The 14,389-nt window shown below is 61.6% G+C and carries 12 protein-coding genes; 3 read left to right on the top strand and 9 right to left on the bottom strand.

Going from position 1 to position 14,389, the window contains the following annotated elements:
- The gene (locus BW979_RS07900) at positions 1–273 is read left to right on the top strand and encodes an HPr family phosphocarrier protein (protein WP_047228672.1); all 273 of its coding nucleotides are present in this window, start codon (positions 1–3) and stop codon (positions 271–273) included.
- 214 nt (positions 274–487) lie between these two features.
- Here the strand turns inward: BW979_RS07900 and pmbA are convergent, their stop codons facing one another.
- Complete coding sequence (gene pmbA / locus BW979_RS07895) at positions 488–1,834, bottom strand: metalloprotease PmbA (protein ID WP_047228673.1); 1,347 nt, start codon at positions 1,832–1,834, stop codon at positions 488–490.
- Positions 1,835–1,987: 153 nt separating this feature from the next.
- Between pmbA and yjgA the strand changes: the two genes are divergently transcribed.
- Positions 1,988–2,512 carry a ribosome biogenesis factor YjgA gene (yjgA, locus tag BW979_RS07890; protein WP_003197830.1) on the top strand — a complete coding sequence of 175 codons (525 nt, stop codon included), beginning with the start codon at positions 1,988–1,990 and terminating at the stop codon, positions 2,510–2,512.
- Between the two features lie 45 nt (positions 2,513–2,557).
- On the opposite strand, the gene tldD is transcribed toward yjgA, so the two are convergent.
- From tldD to mreB, 8 genes are all read right to left on the bottom strand, one after another.
- Complete coding sequence (gene tldD / locus BW979_RS07885; protein ID WP_047228674.1) at positions 2,558–4,000, bottom strand: metalloprotease TldD; 1,443 nt, start codon at positions 3,998–4,000, stop codon at positions 2,558–2,560.
- Between the two features lie 5 nt (positions 4,001–4,005).
- Positions 4,006–4,869, bottom strand: a complete 864-nt coding sequence (locus BW979_RS07880; protein ID WP_047228675.1) for a carbon-nitrogen hydrolase family protein — start codon at positions 4,867–4,869, stop codon at positions 4,006–4,008.
- 161 nt (positions 4,870–5,030) lie between these two features.
- Positions 5,031–8,834: a YhdP family protein gene (locus BW979_RS07875; protein ID WP_076383561.1), complete on the bottom strand. Its 3,804-nt coding sequence runs from the start codon at positions 8,832–8,834 to the stop codon at positions 5,031–5,033.
- Positions 8,835–8,895: 61 nt separating this feature from the next.
- A complete protein-coding gene (rng, locus tag BW979_RS07870; protein WP_047228677.1) occupies positions 8,896–10,353 on the bottom strand; it encodes a ribonuclease G in 1,458 nt (485 codons plus the stop codon).
- A 56-nt stretch (positions 10,354–10,409) separates the two neighbouring features.
- Positions 10,410–11,006: a Maf family protein gene (locus tag BW979_RS07865; RefSeq protein WP_047228678.1), complete on the bottom strand. Its 597-nt coding sequence runs from the start codon at positions 11,004–11,006 to the stop codon at positions 10,410–10,412.
- Between the two features lie 43 nt (positions 11,007–11,049).
- Positions 11,050–11,538 carry a rod shape-determining protein MreD gene (mreD, locus tag BW979_RS07860; protein ID WP_047228679.1) on the bottom strand — a complete coding sequence of 163 codons (489 nt, stop codon included), beginning with the start codon at positions 11,536–11,538 and terminating at the stop codon, positions 11,050–11,052.
- Positions 11,538–12,611: a rod shape-determining protein MreC gene (gene mreC, locus BW979_RS07855; RefSeq protein WP_076383560.1), complete on the bottom strand. Its 1,074-nt coding sequence runs from the start codon at positions 12,609–12,611 to the stop codon at positions 11,538–11,540. The genes mreD and mreC overlap by 1 nt, the downstream gene beginning before the upstream one ends.
- A 142-nt stretch (positions 12,612–12,753) precedes the next feature.
- On the bottom strand, positions 12,754–13,791 hold the full coding sequence (gene mreB, locus BW979_RS07850) for a rod shape-determining protein MreB (RefSeq protein WP_002555108.1): 1,038 nt from the start codon (positions 13,789–13,791) through the stop codon (positions 12,754–12,756).
- Positions 13,792–14,085: 294 nt separating this feature from the next.
- Here mreB and gatC point away from each other — a divergent pair, with 294 nt between their 5' ends.
- A complete protein-coding gene (gene gatC / locus BW979_RS07845; protein ID WP_047228681.1) occupies positions 14,086–14,373 on the top strand; it encodes an Asp-tRNA(Asn)/Glu-tRNA(Gln) amidotransferase subunit GatC in 288 nt (95 codons plus the stop codon).
- The last annotated feature ends 16 nt before the right edge of the window (positions 14,374–14,389 follow it).

Genomic DNA, 14,389 nt, shown 5'->3' with positions numbered 1-14,389 from the left:
ATGCCCGCTCTGGAAATTGAAATCATCAACAAGCTGGGCTTGCATGCCCGCGCGTCAGCCAAGTTCGTCGGTGTGGCAGGTCAGTTTCCTTGCGAGATCCTCGTGGGCCGTGACCCCGAGAAAATGATCAATGGCAAAAGCATCATGGCCATGATGATGCTGGCAGCCGGCCAAGGCACCAAAATCCATCTGCGAACCGAAGGTGAACAGGAGCAGGAGGCGCTGGATGCGTTGGTGGGGCTGATCAACAACTACTTCGATGAAGGCGAATAGCCTCAAGCTCTGAAGCAGATTCATTGTGGCGAGGGGATTTATCCCCGCTGGGGTGCGAAGCAGCCCCAAAACCTGACACGGCGATGAGTCAGGCAGTTTGAATGGGGCGCTTCGCACCCCAACGGGGATAAATCCCCTCGCCACAAGGTTCCTCTAAATATAAAAAAGGCGCGTCATCCACTTGGATGACGCGCCTTTTTTACTGCGCTGAAGGTCAGCTACCCGCTACCGTCATTCGCTCGATCAACACCGAGCCGGTGCGGATGTTGCTGCGCAGTTCCAGGTCGTTACCCACCGCCAGGATCTGCTTGAACATATCGCGCATGTTACCGGCGATGGTGACTTCCTGGACGGCAAACTGAATCTCGCCGTTCTCGACCCAGAACCCCGCCGCGCCGCGAGAATAGTCCCCGGTGACCATGTTCAGGCCATGCCCCATCAGTTCCGTCACCAGCAGGCCACGGCCCATGCGACGCAGCAAGGCTGCCTGGTCCTCTTCGCCATGGGTCACGAACAGGTTATGCACGCCACCGGCATTGGCGGTGCTGGGCATGCCAAGCTTGCGACCGGAATAGGTGCCGAGAATATAGGACACCAGTTCGCCATTCTCCACGAATGGCTTGGCGTAGGTGGCCAGGCCATCGCCGTCGAAGGCCGAGCTGCCCATGGCCTGCATCAGGTGCGGACGCTCATCGATGGTCATCCACTCCGGGAACAGTTTCTGGCCGAGTGCCCCTTCGAGAAACGATGATTTGCGATACAAATTGCCGCCGGAGACCGCCGACAAAAAGCTGCCAAACAACCCGCCGGCCAGTTCGGCGGCAAACAGCACCGGCACTTCACAGGTCGGCACCGGCCGCGCCCCCAAGCGGCTGGCCGCCCGCTGCGCGGCTTTGCGGCCAATACTCACCGGATCTGCCAGACGATTGCCCTGGCGGTTCACGTCATACCAGTAGTCGCGCTGCATCTGGCCGTTGGCTTCGGCGATCATGACGCAACTGAGGCTGTGCCGGGTCGACGCATAACCACCGATAAAACCGTGGCTGTTACCGTATACACGGCAGCCCTGATGGGTATTGAGGGTCGTGCCGTCGGCGTTTTTGATTCGCGGGTCGGCGTCGAAAGCCGCCGCTTCACAGCGCAACGCCTGCTCGATGGCTTGTTCCGGGGTGATGTCCCAGGCGTGGAACAGGTCGAAGTCTCGCAGTTCCTTGCACATCAGCGCAGCATCGGCCAGGCCCGAAGCTTCGTCCTCGGAGGTGTGCTGGGCGATCGCCAGCGCAGCGGCAACGGTTTCACGAATGGCGTCAGGACCACTGGCCGACGTGCTGGCCGAGCCCTTGCGCTGGCCGGCGTACAACGTGATGCCAAACCCCTGGTCGCGATTGAATTCGACGGTCTCCACCTCGCGCTGGCGTACCGATGTCGACAAACCTTGTTCCAGAGAGACCGCCACCTCACACGCACTGGCGCCCTGTCGCTTGGCTTCGGCAAGGATCTGCTCGACTTGTTCCTGCAGTGCCGGCAATGCTTGCGGGCCGACGCTCTGAACTGCACTCATGGTGTATCTCCACTCAAATTCTGCTTTCGGTCAGGGTTTGTACGAATAGTGCCTTTGCGACTTTGCGTACAAACCTGAGGCCTTCGTGCGACCGGGCCGGACAAGCGGCCCCCGACTGGTTATCATGGCGGCGTTTCTTTGCGGACTGCCACCATGGTTGATTCTTACGACGACTCCCTCTACGAGGGTGAAAAAAGCAAATCCCAGGTCAAACGCGAGCTGCATGCTCTGGTTGACCTCGGCGAGCGCCTGACAACACTCAAGCCTGACTTGCTGGCCAAACTGCCTCTGACCGACGCCTTGCGCCGGGCCCTGGCCGATGCGCCCAAGCACACCGCGAATATCGCGCGTAAACGGCACCTGCAATTCATCGGCAAACTGATGCGCGATCAGGACACTGACGCCATCCTGGTTCTGCTCGATCAACTCGATGCCTCTACCCGGCAGTACAACGAACGCTTCCATAACCTGGAGCGCTGGCGCGATCGCCTGATCGCAGGCGATGACGGCGTACTGGAAAAATTCGTCATCGACTACCCGGAGGCTGACCGTCAGCAACTGCGCTCCCTGATCCGTCAGGCCCAGCACGAGTTGGCGCAAAACAAGCCACCGGCCTCGAGCCGTAAAATCTTCAAATACATTCGTGAGCTGGACGAAACCCAACGCGGCCTGCGCTGAGTAACGACCGTGGGTGGAGGCCTCGCACTCCACCCAGCGCTCCCGTCATGCGCCCGTGCCACCCACGGTAATCGCATCAATCTTCAGGGTCGGCTGACCGACACCCACCGGTACTGACTGCCCATCCTTGCCGCACGTCCCCACGCCGCTGTCCAGCGCCAGATCGTTACCGACCATCGACACCTTGCTCATCGCCTCCGGCCCGTTGCCGATCAGGGTCGCGCCCTTGACCGGCGCAGTGATCTTGCCGTCTTCGATCAGGTAAGCCTCACTGGTGGAAAACACGAATTTGCCGCTGGTGATATCCACCTGGCCGCCGCCGAGGTTGGCGCAGTAAATACCCTTTTTCACCGAAGCGATGATTTCCGCCGGATCGCTCTGACCGCCCAGCATGTAGGTGTTGGTCATGCGCGGCATCGGCAGATGCGCGTAAGACTCGCGGCGACCATTGCCGGTACGGGCCACGCCCATCAGGCGGGCGTTGAGCTTGTCTTGCATATAGCCCTTGAGCACGCCGTTCTCGATCAGGGTGGTGCATTCGGTCGGGGTGCCTTCATCGTCGACGCTCAGGGAGCCGCGACGCCCGGCCAGGGTGCCATCATCGACGATGGTGCAGAGTTTCGAAGCGACCATTTCGCCCATGCGGCCGCTGTAGGCCGAGCTGCCCTTACGGTTGAAATCGCCTTCCAGACCGTGCCCCACCGCTTCGTGCAGCAGCACACCGGACCAGCCAGAACCCAGCACCACCGGCAATGTGCCGGCCGGCGCCGGGATCGCTTCCAGGTTGACCAGGGCCTGGCGCAGCGCTTCGCGGGCGTAACCCATGGCGCGATCTTCGCTGAGGAAATAACGGTAATCGGTACGTCCGCCGCCACCATGGCCGCCGCGCTCGCGACGACCGTTCTGCTCGACGATCACACTGACATTGAAACGCACCAGCGGCCGGACGTCCGCCGCCAGACCGCCGTCGGTGGACGCCACCAGGATCCGCTCCCAGACCCCGGCCATGCTCACCGATACTTGCTGGATGCGTGGATCAAGGGCGCGAGTGGCGACGTCGATGCGCTTGAGCAGCTCGACCTTTTCGGCGCGGCTCATGACTTCCAGCGGGTTGTCCGGCGCATACAACTGCGTCACGTCCTGGCTGCTGAAGGCCTGTACCTTGCCGTTCTGCCCGGCCCGGGAAATCGAACGAGCGGCACGGGCTGCGGCGCCCAGTGCTTCAAGGGTGATGGCGTTGCTGTAGGCAAAGCCGGTTTTTTCCCCGGACTGGGCACGCACACCCACACCCTGGTCAAGGTTGAAACTGCCTTCCTTGACGATGCCGTCTTCCAGCGACCAGGACTCGGAGATCATCCCTTGGAAATACAGGTCGGCTGCATCGATGCCCGGGCCGGCCAAGTCGCCCAGCACCCCTTGCAGGCTTTCGAGGGTGACGCCACCGGGGGCTAAAAGGTGTTCACTGACTGAGGATAACAACCCGCTCATATGTTCTACGCCTTGAATTCGTCGTCTTGGACAGGCCGCTGTCGAGCGCCCTGCGAGAAAAAGCGCCGATGGCTAGCCACCGGCATACGCGCCCGGATGGACGCCTGTTCGCTGCTGTCGCGCTCGGCCAGCAAAACGGCCTCGCCTTGATCCTGTTGCGCCAGCACGCGGCCCCATGGATCGACTATCGCTGCATGGCCAAAGGTTTCCCGTGGCCCTGGATGCAGCCCGCCCTGAGCGGCTGCCAGCACATAACACTGGGTCTCGATGGCCCGGGCGCGAATCAACACCTCCCAATGGGCAGCGCCCGTCACTGCGGTAAACGCCGAAGGCGCGGTGATCAATTCAGCCCCGGCGGCGCGCAGCTCGCTATAGAGTTCCGGGAAACGCAAGTCATAACAAACCGTCAGACCAACCCGCCCTACAGGTGTATCGGCCACTACCACGTTGTAGCCATAAGCATAGTCATCAGACTCGCGATAACGACCGCGATTGTCTGCCACGTCCACATCGAACAGGTGCAGCTTGTCGTAGCGCGCGACAATCTGGCCCTGATCATCGATCAGCAACGAACAGGCATGCACCCTGGCGTCCGGTTGTTCCATCGGCGGCAACGGCAACGTGCCGGCCACAATCCATAACTTGAGGTCACGGGCGGTCTGTTTCAACCAGGGCAGGATCGGTCCCTGACCAAAGGCCTCGGCACGACCGATGTCCGCCACATCCCGCCGGCCCATGGCCGCGAAGTTTTCAGGCAGCACCGCCAGCCTTGCGCCGCCAGCGGCAGCCTGTTCCAGCAGCACACGAGCGCGGGCCAGATTGGCGAGCACATCGCTTTGACTGACCATCTGAATCACTGCCACTGGCATGGTGCTTCCCTCTTTTTTATCCTCGCTCGAGGCGGCTGTGGGAGCAAAGCTTGCTCGCGATGAGGCAGTTACATCCAACATATAGGCTGGCTGATACACCGCAATCGCGAGCAAGCTTTGCTCCCACAGGCTCGCTCCCACAAGGGGGATGTCATCGCCTGTCAGAACGGCTTGTCGAAGGTTATCTTCGGTTCTTTCCACGGCCCCTTGACGTCGTATCTTACGCTGGCAAAGCGCGCCACACGGTCGCCAATCAGTTTGTCGATCAGAAACAGCGCCCCACCCACCGCTGGCGCGCCGACAATCAGCGCAGCAATCGGCAGGTTGTTGGTCACCGGCAGCGTCACCTGCAACTTGGCGTCGACCCGATCGGCCACCATGTCCAGTGTGCCGTTGAGCTCCAGGTTGCTCGACGGTCCCGTCAGGGTGATGGGTTCACGGGTCACGTAAACACCGTCGCTCGCCACCAGCAGCCCCTTGACCCGATCGTAACTCAAGCCTTTGCCGAACAGGTCAGAGAAGTCCAGGCGCAATCGGCGGCCGATGGAGTTGAAGTTCAGCAAGCCAAATACCCGCAGCGCCTGGGCGCCGCCTTCCAACTCGACGAACTGGCCCTTGCTCAGCGACGCATCCAGACTCCCGGAGAAGCGCTTCGTGGCGACCCACGCTGGCGAGCCAGGCCAGCGACCATCGACGTCCAGGCGGAATTTCTCGCTGGTCACGCTCGGCGCATAGCCCCAGCCCTTGAGCACATCGGCCAGGTTCTTGCCACCGATGCGGCCTTTGTACCAACTGCTGGTGGAGCCGGGGACGCCTTCCCAGCCACCGTTGCCGCTCAAGACCATGCCCTTGAGGCCCATGTCCAGGTTGTTCAAGGCAATGCCCTTGCCTGTCGGACGCACCTTCAACGACCAGGCACCAATGAGGTCGGGCCCCTGGAACAACTGGTCAATGACAATATCCATGGCCGGAATGTTGCGAGGATCGACCGAAGCCAGCGGGTCCGGCGCGTTTTCGTCGGTCTGGACCGTCGGGTCGGCGGCCGGCAGGCGAATGTAGTCAAGCTTGATACCGATCGGTGCGGCCTTCGCGTCCGGCAGACTGGCGGTGCCCTTGGCCTGCTCGCTGGCAAGTCGCAAAGCCCAGGCGTCAGGCTTGCGGTCCAGTTGCACCGAAGCCCGGTCCAGGGTCGTGCCCATGGCGGTGAGCTTGCCGATGTTCAGATCGACGCTGCTAAGCAGTTGTTTGGCGCTACCGCCCGGATCCTGCCCCGCATACTTGCCCACCAGCTCCTGCCACGGACTCACATCCAGCTGCGACAGCGTCCCGCGCAGGCGCAGGCCCTTGCCTCCCGGCAGAATCGCATCACCGTTACCGAGCAAGAGTTCACCGCGACCGTCTGCAACCTGTCCGTTCGGCGCCGCGTAGGTGAAGCTGGCCAGGTCGCCATAATCCACCCAGTAACGGCGCTCCGCGCCTTGCAAGGTCATGCGAAACACCGTGTCACGCCCGGCATCGGGAGCCAACCCGAAGGGCGCGGGCAGATCCACGGCCACGCCCTTGAGACTGGAACTGACCGACAGTTGGCTGTCGGCACCGTCGAGGATCACCTGCAACTGATACGGCACCACGCCAGTCACCGGCAATGGTTGTGTAACCTTCAGCCAGTCAGTGAGTTTCTTGACCTCCACCTGTCCGGAGGCGGCCACCCGCGTAGTCAGTTCACCGGCACGGCCTTCGGCAAAAATCTGCGCGGTCACGGGCCGGTCGAACGCTCGGGCCGCGATATTCTTGCCGCTCAGTCCTTTGTTGCTGTCGAAGCGGAAATCGCCCTTGAGCTGCGTCAGCTCCAGCACCGGCTCGCTGAGCTTGAGCCGGGCCTTGTCGGTCTTGAAGTCCACCAGAATCTTCGGTTGCTCGCCTTTCGCCAAAGGAATATCCAGCTTCACACTGCCTTGCAGGTCGCCCTCGCCTTCCCAGCCGGCGAATGTCTGCGCCGTACCGATCGGCGCCGTCTGCAGGATCTTCAAACCGTCGCCCAAGCCACCGGCGAACTCGCCGTCCAACAGCAGATGGGAATTCTGGCCGCTGGGCACATGGGGGATGTTCACCGAAACATTCCTGACCTGGGTGTCCAGCAACTGCCCCTGGCTGGCAAAGATGCGCACGCCGCTGTCTTCGACGAAAACATCCCCGCTGACCTTGCTCACCGAAGGCCACCCCGGCTGGAAGGCCAGTTCGGCATCATGCACCTTGAAAAACAGGCTGATGCTGCGTGCCGCGTCTTCGGCACCGTGGTTCAGCGAACCTTGATACTGGAAAAAACCCTGATCCACCGCGCCCTTGACGATTGCCGTGCGCAGCCACTCATCCAGCGCAGGGCTCAGGACAGCAGGCAGATACTTGGCGGTATAGCGACCGTCGCCATCCACCAGGCCGACCCGCAGGTCCATGTAGTCTTCCTGGCTGTGGTCGAAATGCAGGCGAATCAGGAAGTCACCGGCAATCCGGCCCTCCTCCCCCAGTACCTTCAGGTACGGCGCAATCAGCGTGAAACCTTGTTTGTCTAATTTCCAGGTCAGCCGGGCGTTAGCCTGCAAGTATTGCCAGGGCTTGGCGAAGATCGGGTCCAGGTGCAGGGAAAAATCCTTGCTGTCCATGCGCAGCTCACCGCCGCCCAGGTCGCCGCTCAGGCTCCCGGACACGTTGCGCGCCGCCGGGGCGCCGCGATAGGCATCAAAGCCTACGGTGTCCAGGTTGGTGGCGAAGCTGACTTTCTGATCACCGCTGTTCTGCGGGCGGTAGTCCACCAGCACGTTGCGCAGGCCGCCCGTGAACTTGAGCCGGTCGATTGCCGTGGCAACGCCTTCGGGCAACGGCGCCAGGGCATGGAGCAACGGCGTCAGCGGCGTGAGGTCGAGGCGATCAGCCTGCACGTGCCAGAGTTCTTCGGTTTTTTCGGTGGCGTTGTTCTGTTGCAACTGCAGGCGCGATTCCCAACGGGTTTCGCCCAGGCTCATTGCCAGGGAATCGAAGGTTGCGCTGAATCCCTGGTCGCTGCGCTGGAAATACCCGTTGAGCGCCAGGTTATGGATCTGCACCGGCTTGCGCTCGGCATAGGCGCCCTGGATGTCCGGCGCGTTCAGTCGAATGGCCGCGCTTTGCACGGTGCCCGCGCCCCAGCTCAGCCAGAACTCTGCGCCAGCCTTGATCCGGGAAAAATGCCATTGTCGGGTCAGGCGTTCCGGCAGCCATTTGGACCAATCGCTTTGCGGCAGACTCAGGTAGACATCAGCCTGGCCGTTCTGCCAGTCGCTGGCACGGATACGGGTGCGCAGGTTGATCGCGACGGGTTGGCCGTCAGGCAGGGTCAGTCGGGCATCCAGACGCTGACGGGCAACACCAGTGCGCAGGCTCAGGCCAACATAGGTCAGGGTCAGAGGTGGTTGTTCCAGCGGCTGCAAGGTCACCTGGCTGTCGAGCACCGACAGCTTCGAGATCATCTGCATGCGCTCGAGCAGTTGCTGGGGATCCAAGGGCTGATCGTCCTGCACTGGCAGCCCCTCCAGGGCCCACTTGCCGTCGGCGCCTTCCTTGAGGCTGATCTTCAGGCCGCTGAGTTCCAGGTGAGCAATGCGCACCTGACGCGCCACCAGGCTGCCCCACAAGTCCGGCACGGCCCGCACCTGATCCAGATGCAAGGCATTGGCGCCCTCGCCGACCATCACGTCGTGGGCCAGCAGGATGGGGGCCAGGGCGCTCCAGCTACCGTCCAGGCTGCCGATATGCACGGGGATGCCCAACGCTTCGCTGGCGCGGGTCTGGACCTCGGCGCGGTATTCGGCCACCAGCGGAGCCAGTTCTCGCCCGAGGCTGACATACAGTGCCACCAGCACCAACAGCAGCGCGCACAGGCCCAGGCCCCAACGGGTCAGCGCGGCCAAAATGCGTGTCAGACGCTCCATGTCAGCGGGCTCCCCTGGCAAAAGTATTCAAATCCGCGGGGCTGCCGCTCATGAAGCCACTTCAGAGCAGCACCACGTCGTATTGTTCCTGGGAATACATGGTTTCCACCTGAAAGCGAATCGTGCGACCGATAAAGGCCTCCAGTTCCGCAACGTTCCCTGACTCTTCATCGAGCAGGCGATCCACCACTTTCTGGTTCGCCAACACTCTATAACCTGTGGCCTGGTAAGCGCGTGCCTCCCGGAGGATTTCCCGGAAGATTTCGTAACACACGGTTTCCGGGGTCTTGAGCTTGCCCCGGCCCTGGCAACTGCTGCACGGTTCGCACAGCACCTGCTCAAGGCTCTCGCGAGTGCGCTTGCGGGTCATCTGCACCAGGCCCAGTTCGGTGATCCCGATGATGTTGGTCTTGGCGTGGTCGCGCTCGAGTTGTTTCTCCAGGGTCCGCAGCACCTGGCGCTGGTGCTCTTCATGCTCCATGTCGATGAAGTCGATGATGATGATTCCGCCCAGGTTGCGCAGGCGCAGCTGACGAGCGATGGCGGTGGCCGCTTCCAGGTTGGTCTTGAAGATGGTTTCTTCGAGGTTGCGATGGCCGACGAACGCCCCGGTGTTGACGTCAATGGTGCTCATGGCCTCGGCCGGGTCCACCACCAGGTAGCCGCCGGACTTGAGCGGCACCTTACGCTCCAGGGCCTTCTGGATTTCGTCTTCGACGCCGTACAGGTCGAAAATCGGCCGCTCGCCGGGGTAATGCTCGAGACGATCAGCGATTTCCGGCATCAGCTCCGCCACAAACTGGGTGGTTTTCTGGAAGGTTTCCCGGGAATCGATGCGGATTTTCTCAATCTTGGGGCTGACCAGGTCCCGCAGGGTCCGCAATGCCAGACCGAGGTCTTCGTAGATCACGCTGGGGGTGGCGATGGTCTTGATCTGATCGGCAATCTGGTCCCAGAGCCGGCGCAAATAGCGGATGTCCATGAGAATTTCATCGGCCCCGGCCCCTTCGGCGGCGGTGCGCAGGATGAAACCTCCAGCTTCCTTGATGCCCTCTTTCTCCACGCAATCGCTGACCACCTGCTTGAGGCGCTCGCGCTCGGCTTCATCTTCGATCTTCAGGGAAATGCCGACGTGAGCGGTACGCGGCATGTACACCAGGTAGCGCGACGGAATCGACAGCTGCGTGGTCAAGCGCGCGCCCTTGGAACCGATGGGGTCCTTGGTGACCTGGACCACCAGGCTCTGGCCTTCATGAACCAGGGCACTGATGCTCTCCACGGCCGGGCCTTCACGCATGGATATTTCCGAGGCATGAATGAACGCCGCACGATCCAGGCCAATATCGACGAACGCCGCCTGCATGCCCGGCAACACCCGCACCACCTTGCCTTTATAGATATTGCCGACGATGCCACGTTTTTGCGTGCGCTCGACGTGAACTTCTTGCAGAACACCGTTTTCAACCACCGCCACGCGCGATTCCATCGGCGTGATGTTGATCAGGATCTCTTCACTCATGGCAGGGTCTCGTTCAGGCGTGTTCACGATAATGGCCGCATCAAGTCAGACGGCGCTCAGCGCGCGCTCAGGGTTTGCCAACAGGGTATGCCGAAATGGCCCAACAGCTCCGAGGTTTCGCACAGCGGCAGGCCGACCACAGCTGAATAGCTGCCTTCAAGCCCGGCGACGAATACCGCCCCCAAGCCCTGAATACCATAGCCGCCGGCCTTGTCCCGGGGCTCACCGCTGTTCCAATAGGCTAGCGCTTGTTGCTCAGTGATGGAGCGAAAGCTGACCCGGCTGCGCACCACACAGGATTCACAACGTTGTCCGTCCAGTACCGCAATGGCGGTCAGCACCTCATGGTCACGACCGGACAGGCTCAAAAGCATCGCCATTGAGTCGGCCTGATCCAGCGGCTTGCCCAGAATCCGCCCGTCCAGCACCACGGCGGTGTCGGCACCCAGCACGCAGCCGTCCATGCCTGCGGGCAAAGCACGTCGCCCGGCCTCAGCCTTGCCGCGCGCCAGACGTTCGACATAGGCCGAAGGGGTTTCGTCATCCAGGGGAGTTTCGTCGATGTCTGCGCTGACGGCGGTGAATGGCACACCGATCTGCGTGAGCAACTCACGCCGACGCGGCGAGCCCGAGGCGAGGTAAAGCGGTTTCATCAAGACATCTCCCTCTCAAGGTGCGGGCCAATGCCTGACCGAATCAGTTGATTTTGAAACGCAGGCGCAAGCCACGCAAACCGAAGCTGACCCACGGCCAGAGCAAGGCACTGACCAGTGCCGGCAACACCAGCGCCAGGGTCGGCTGTCGATTGCCGGTCAGCGCGCTGAGCCACAGCTGCACCAGCTGCGCCAGGCCGAAAATCACCAGGATCACCAGGCACTGCTGCCACATGGGGAACATCCGCAGGCGTTGTTGCAGCGATAGCACCAGGAACGTGATCAGCGTCAGGATCAGCGCGTTCTGCCCCAGCAACGTGCCATAAAGCACGTCTTCGGCCAGCCCCAGGCACCAGGCGGTGACCATGCCGACCTTGTGCGGCAGCGCCAGCGCCCAGAATGCCAGCAGCAGCGCCAGCCACAGCGGGCGCAGGATTTCCATGAATTGTGGCAGCGGCGAAACGCTGAGCAACAGGCCGATGGCGAACGTCAGCCAGACCATCCAGCCGTTACCGGAATGTGTACTGCTCATTATTCTCGTGCTCCCCTGGTGGCTGGCGCGGTGGCCGGCGTGGAGACAGGCGGTTTGGCCGCGGGCCTTGCGGGTTGAGTCGCCGGGGCTTGGGTGGCCGGCGTTGGCGCCGGGGTCGTTGCAGCCGGGGCAGGTGCCGGTGTTGTGCCCGGGACTGTCGCCGGGGTAACCGGGGTCGCGGTCGAGTCGATGTTCTGCCGATCCTCGGCCTCCTGGGCCACGGCGGCGTCGTTGGCGCGCTCTTCCGGGGTGCGGTTGTCGCTGAATACCAGCAGCAGGTATCGACTGCGATTCAGCGCAGCCGTTGGCACCGCACGCACGATAGCGAACGGCTGACCTGAGTCGTGTATAACCTCCTTGACCGTCGCCACCGGATACCCGGCCGGGAATCGCTGACCGAGACCGGAACTGACCAGCAGGTCGCCTTCCTTGATGTCGGCGGTGTCTGCGACGTGCCGCAGCTCCAGGCGCTCCGGATTACCGGTGCCACTGGCAATCGCCCGCAAGCCGTTGCGGTTGACCTGCACGGGAATGCTGTGGGTGGTATCGGTCAGCAACAGCACGCGAGAGGTGTAGGGCATCAACTCCACCACCTGCCCCATCAGGCCGCGAGCATCGAGTACCGGCTGGCCGAGGACAACACCGTCGCGCTCACCCTTGTTGATGATGATGCGGTGGGTAAAGGGATTGGGGTCCATGCCGATCAACTCGGCCACTTCGACCTTCTCGTTGACCAGCGCCGAGGAATTGAGCAACTCGCGCAGCCGCACGTTTTGCTCGGTGAGGGCCGCCAGCTTCTGCATGCGTCCCTGCAACAGCAGGTTCTCGGTCTTGAGTTTTTCGTTTTCGGCCACCAGCTCGGTCCGGCTGCCAAACTGGCTGGCCACACCCTGCCACAAGCGCTGCGGCAAATCGGTGATCCAGTAGGATTCCATCAATACCAGCGACATCTGGCTGCGCACTGGCTTGAGCAGCGTGAAACGGGCATCGACCACCATCAGCGCGACCGACAGCACGGTCAGCACCAGCAGGCGCACACCCAATGAGGGGCCTTTGGCGAAAAGCGGTTTAATAAGCCGCTCCTCCCAGGCAAATGTTTTCTTTATTCATACGGCATCAAACCGGCCTGGATACGAATGACAGAAGATAAACGTCAACGGGCAGCACTGCAAAGTGCTGCCCGGGGAGCGAACAACATAGACCATCCAGGCGGGCTTATTCGCTGGAGAGCAGATCCATGGTGTGCTTGTCCATCATTTCCAATGCACGGCCACCGCCGCGGGCAACGCAAGTCAGCGGGTCTTCGGCAACGATCACCGGCAAGCCGGTTTCCTGAGCCAGCAGCTTGTCGAGGTCACGCAACAGCGCGCCACCACCGGTCAGCACCAGGCCGCGCTCGGCGATGTCCGACGCCAGTTCCGGCGGCGACTGCTCCAGAGCACTCTTGACCGCCTGCACGATGGTCGCCAGCGACTCTTGCAGTGCTTCGAGCACTTCGTTGGAGTTGAGGGTGAAGGCACGTGGAACGCCTTCAGCCAGGTTACGGCCGCGAACGTCGACTTCACGTACTTCGCCGCCCGGATAGGCCGTGCCGATTTCCTGCTTGATGCGCTCGGCGGTGGATTCGCCGATCAGGCTGCCGTAGTTGCGGCGCACGTAGGTGATGATCGCTTCGTCGAAACGGTCGCCGCCCACACGTACGGACTCGGCGTAGACCACACCGTTGAGGGAGATCAAGGCGATTTCAGTGGTACCACCACCGATGTCGACGACCATCGAACCACGGGCCTCTTCGACCGGCAGGCCGGCACCGATGGCAGCGGCCATCGGTTCTTCGATCAGGAACACTTCACGGGCACCGGCGCCAAGGGCCGACTCACGGATGGCACGACGCTCCACCTGGGTGGATTTGCAGGGCACGCAGATCAGCACGCGAGGGCTGGGCTGCAGGAAACTGTTTTCGTGAACTTTGTTGATGAAGTACTGCAGCATCTTTTCGCAGACGCTGAAGTCGGCGATCACGCCGTCCTTCATGGGGCGAATGGCTGCAATGTTGCCCGGAGTACGGCCCAGCATGCGCTTGGCTTCGGTACCGACAGCCACGACACTCTTCTGGTTACCGTGGGTGCGGATGGCCACGACCGAGGGTTCATTCAGGACGATACCGCGCTCGCGCACGTAAATAAGGGTGTTGGCAGTGCCCAGGTCAATGGAAAGATCGCTGGAAAACATGCCACGCAGTTTCTTGAACATGGGAAAGGGACCCTAGGCAACGCGTGGGTAAAAAAGTGCGGCAAACTCTAACAACGACAGGGATTTTGGGCAAGGCGCCAATATGTTAAATTGGCCGCTTTTCTGTGCACCAAACCCCGAAATCGCGGCCAATGCCCTGTTTCGCAGATACGTTCCTTTGTTGACGACAATAGAGGCCGTCAAAAAGGAACAGTATTTGTGATACAGGGCACTGGACCGTAGAAATGCGGTAGTGTTCCGACAATCTAACACACGGACAGATTGCGTCCGTTTTGTTTTCCACTGGAGAATCCCATGGCGCTTGAACGCTCCGACGTGGAAAAAATCGCTCACCTGGCCTGTCTGGGCCTCGATGAAGCCGATCTTCCACACATTACTTCTGCCCTGAACAGCATTCTGGGGCTGGTCGACGAGATGCAGGCGGTCAACACCGACGGCATCGAACCCCTGGCCCACCCACTGGAAGCCAGCCAGCGCCTGCGCGCCGACGTCGTGACCGAGTCCAATCACCGCGAGGCCTACCAGTCCATCGCACCAGCGGTCGAAAACGGCCTGTACCTGGTTCCGAAAGTCATCGACTAAAGGGAAAGAGCCTCTC

It is taken from the genome of Pseudomonas sp. A214 (genome assembly GCF_900156295.1).
GTDB classification, from domain to species: Bacteria; Pseudomonadota; Gammaproteobacteria; order Pseudomonadales; family Pseudomonadaceae; genus Aquipseudomonas; species Aquipseudomonas rhizophila.
Note: the sequence above shows the minus strand (reverse complement) of the source record. Positions and strands in the feature narration are given on the sequence as shown.